3 protein-coding genes are annotated in these 3,357 nt (G+C 24.5%); 1 reads left to right on the forward strand and 2 read right to left on the reverse strand.

Annotated elements, in window-relative coordinates:
• On the forward strand, nucleotides 1-143 hold a 143-nt coding region (locus GJT96_RS02485; RefSeq protein ID WP_169780344.1), incomplete at its 5' end, for a hypothetical protein.
• Nucleotides 144-378: 235 nt separating this feature from the next.
• Here GJT96_RS02485 and dnaJ read toward each other — a convergent pair.
• Nucleotides 379-1,491, reverse strand: a complete 1,113-nt coding sequence (gene dnaJ / locus GJT96_RS00760) for a molecular chaperone DnaJ (RefSeq protein ID WP_169780345.1) — start codon at nucleotides 1,489-1,491, stop codon at nucleotides 379-381.
• Between the two features lie 112 nt (nucleotides 1,492-1,603).
• The coding region (dnaK, locus tag GJT96_RS00765; RefSeq protein WP_247646094.1) for a molecular chaperone DnaK at nucleotides 1,604-3,357 on the reverse strand (1,754 nt) is incomplete at its 5' end.

A 3,357-nucleotide genomic window follows, 5' to 3' on the forward strand; every position in this document is an offset into this window, starting at 1 on the left:
AAGATCCAAAACAAGAATATAAACGTGAATCTTTTTCTATGTTTAATAATATGTTATACAATTTTAAAAAAGAAGTTCTTGTTACTTTAAGTAAAGTAGATGGTAAAAAAATCAAAAATAATAATAAAATAACAATTTTTTAGAAAAAAATAAAGTTATGAATAATAATTTAGAAAAAATAATTTAATTATTTTAAATAACAAAACTAATCTTTCTAAAAAAGATATTTAAATATGTACATGTTTTGTTAAAAAAATAGAAAGAAATAAAAAATATCTTTATTTTTTAAGTAAAAATATAAATTTTGACATAAATTAATATCCCTCTAATAATAGAGGGTATAAAAAATAAATTTATTTTTTATACCCTCTATTATTATTAGATTTTTATCTTATAAAAAAAATTTTTAATATTTTCTAAATATTTTTTTATTTTAGGATTATGTCTATAATTAGAAAATTCATGAAAACTTTTATCTAATTCATACAAAATATCTTTTTGTTTTTTATTTAAATTAATTGGAGTTTCAATTATTATTTTACACAATAAATCACCGAAAACATTATTTCTTTTAACCGATCTTATTCCTTTATTACGTATTCTAAATATTTTACCTGTTTGAGTTCCTTCAGGAATTTTTAATTTTACATAACCATTTAATGTTGGTATTTTTATGTTACCTCCTAATATAGCTATTATAAAATTAATAGGTAATTCACAATATAGATTATTACCTTCTCGAACAAATAAATGATGTTTTTTAATTTTAATTTCTATATATAAATTTCCAGCAATCCCATTTTGACCTATTTCTCCTTCTCCATTTAATCTAATACGATCTCCAGTATCAATTCCACTCGGAATTTTAACTGATAAAATTTTATAAGATTCTAATTTACCTTTACCTTTACAATAGAAACAAGGATTTTTAATAAAATTACCTTGTCCATGACATCTCGGACAAGTTTGTTGTACAGTAAAAAAACCTTGACTCATTTGTATTTGTCCTTGACCATTACATGTATAACATTGCTGTAATGAACCTTGTTTTGCTCCTGTTCCGTTACAATAATTACAATTTTTTAAAACAGGAATTTTAATTTTTTTTATTATACCTGTGATAGCTTCTTCTAATGAAATTTCAATTAAATATTTTAAATCAGAACCTTTTTTAGATTTTTGATTTGTTTTTGAATTACCAAATATATCTCCGAAAACATCTCCAAAAATATCACTAAAATCAGTTGTATTATTTATATTTTCTTGTTCAAAAGCAGAATGTCCATATTGATCATAAGCAGTTCTTTTTTTTGAATCACTTAAAACTTCATAAGCTTTTTTTATCTCTTTAAACTTATTTTCAGCATTTTTATTTCCAGGATTACGATCTGGGTGAAATTTTATAGCTAAACGTTTATATGCTCTTTTAATTTCGCGATCTTCAGCATTTTTACTAACACCTAAAATATCATAATAATCTTTTTTTGCCATAGCAGATATAGTGTCCTAATCCCCATAATGTTATTAATACCGATTATTATCGATCTGATAAACGGTATTAATAATATATTTAAATATATGTTTTTACAAAAAAATTAAATAATTATTTTTTTTTATCTTTTACTTCTTCAAATTCAGCATCTACAACTTCATTATCTTCATTTTCAGATTTTACATTATTATTTTCTTTTTTAATATTATTATTATTTTGAGATATATTCATAATACTACTAGATAATTCAATTATTTTTTGTATTTTACTTTGTATATCATCTTTATTTTCTGTTTTAAGAGATTTATCTAATTCATTAATAGCATTTTTTATTGTTAATTTATCTTCTTTTTTAATTTTATTGTCTAATTCTTTAAGTTTTTTTTCAGTATTATGTATAAGTTGATCACCTTCATTACGTATCTTAACTAATTCTTCAAAAGTACGATCAGATTCACTATTAGCTTCAGCATCTCTTATCATTTTTTCAACTTCTTCTTTATTTAATCCTGATGATGCTTGTATAGTAATTTTTTGTTCTTTGCCACTTTTTTTATCTTTTGCAAAAACATGAAGTATCCCATCAGCATCTATATCAAATGTTACTTCTATTTGAGGTATTCCTCTAGGTGCAGCACTAATTCCATCTAAATTAAATTGTCCTAATGATTTATTATCATTAGCTTTTTTACGTTCTCCTTGTAAAACATGAATAGTTACGGAAGATTGATTATCTTCTGCTGTTGAAAATATTTGACTATGTTTTGTAGGAATAGTTGTATTTTTATTAATTAATGGTGTCATTACACCGCCCATAGTCTCTATACCAAGAGATAATGGAGTTACATCTAATAATAAAACATCTTTTACATCACCAGCTAATACTCCTCCTTGTACTGCAGCACCAATTGCTACTGCTTCATCAGGATTAACATCTTTTCTTGGTTCTTTATTAAAAAATAATGTAACTTTTTTTTGAACCATAGGCATACGAGTTTGTCCACCTACTAAAATAATATCATTAATATCTGAAATAGCTAAATCAGCATCTTTTAAAGCTATTTTAACTGGTTTAATTGATTGATCTATTAAATCTTCTACTAAAGATTCTAATTTAGCTCTTGTTAACTTAATATTTAAATGTTTTGGTCCTAAAGAATCTGCAGTAATATAAGGTAAATTTACATCAGTTTGTTGTATTGAAGATAATTCAATTTTAGCTTTCTCAGCAGATTCTTTTAATCTTTGCATAGCTAACGGATCATTTTTTAAATCTATTCCCTGATCTTTTTTAAATTCAGTTACTAAATAATTAATAATTCTACTATCAAAATCTTCTCCTCCTAAATGTGTATCTCCATTTGTTGATAAAACTTCAAAAGTTTTTTCACCATCAACATCATCTATTTCAATAATAGAAATATCAAAAGTTCCTCCACCTAAATCATAAACAGCTATAACACGATTACCTTTTCCTTTATCTAACCCATATGCTAATGCTGCAGCTGTAGGTTCATTAATAATTCTTTTTACTTCTAACCCTGCTATTTTCCCTGCATCTTTTGTAGCTTGACGTTGAGCATCATTAAAATATGCAGGAACTGTAATAACAGCCGCATGTACTTTAGCATTTAAAAAATTTTCAGCAGTTTTTTTCATTTTTTTTAAGATTTCAGCAGAAATTTGTGGTGGTGCCATTTTTTCCCCTTTAATATCTATCCAAGCATCACCATTATCAGATTCTACAATTTTATAAGGCATTATTTTAATATCACGTTGTACTTCTTCATCACTAAATTTTCTTCCAATTAACCTTTTAATAGCAAAAAGAGTATTTTTAGGATTAGTAATCGCCTGACGTTTCG

This window comes from Enterobacteriaceae endosymbiont of Donacia piscatrix, assembly GCF_012569525.1.
Classification (GTDB): Bacteria; Pseudomonadota; Gammaproteobacteria; order Enterobacterales; family Enterobacteriaceae.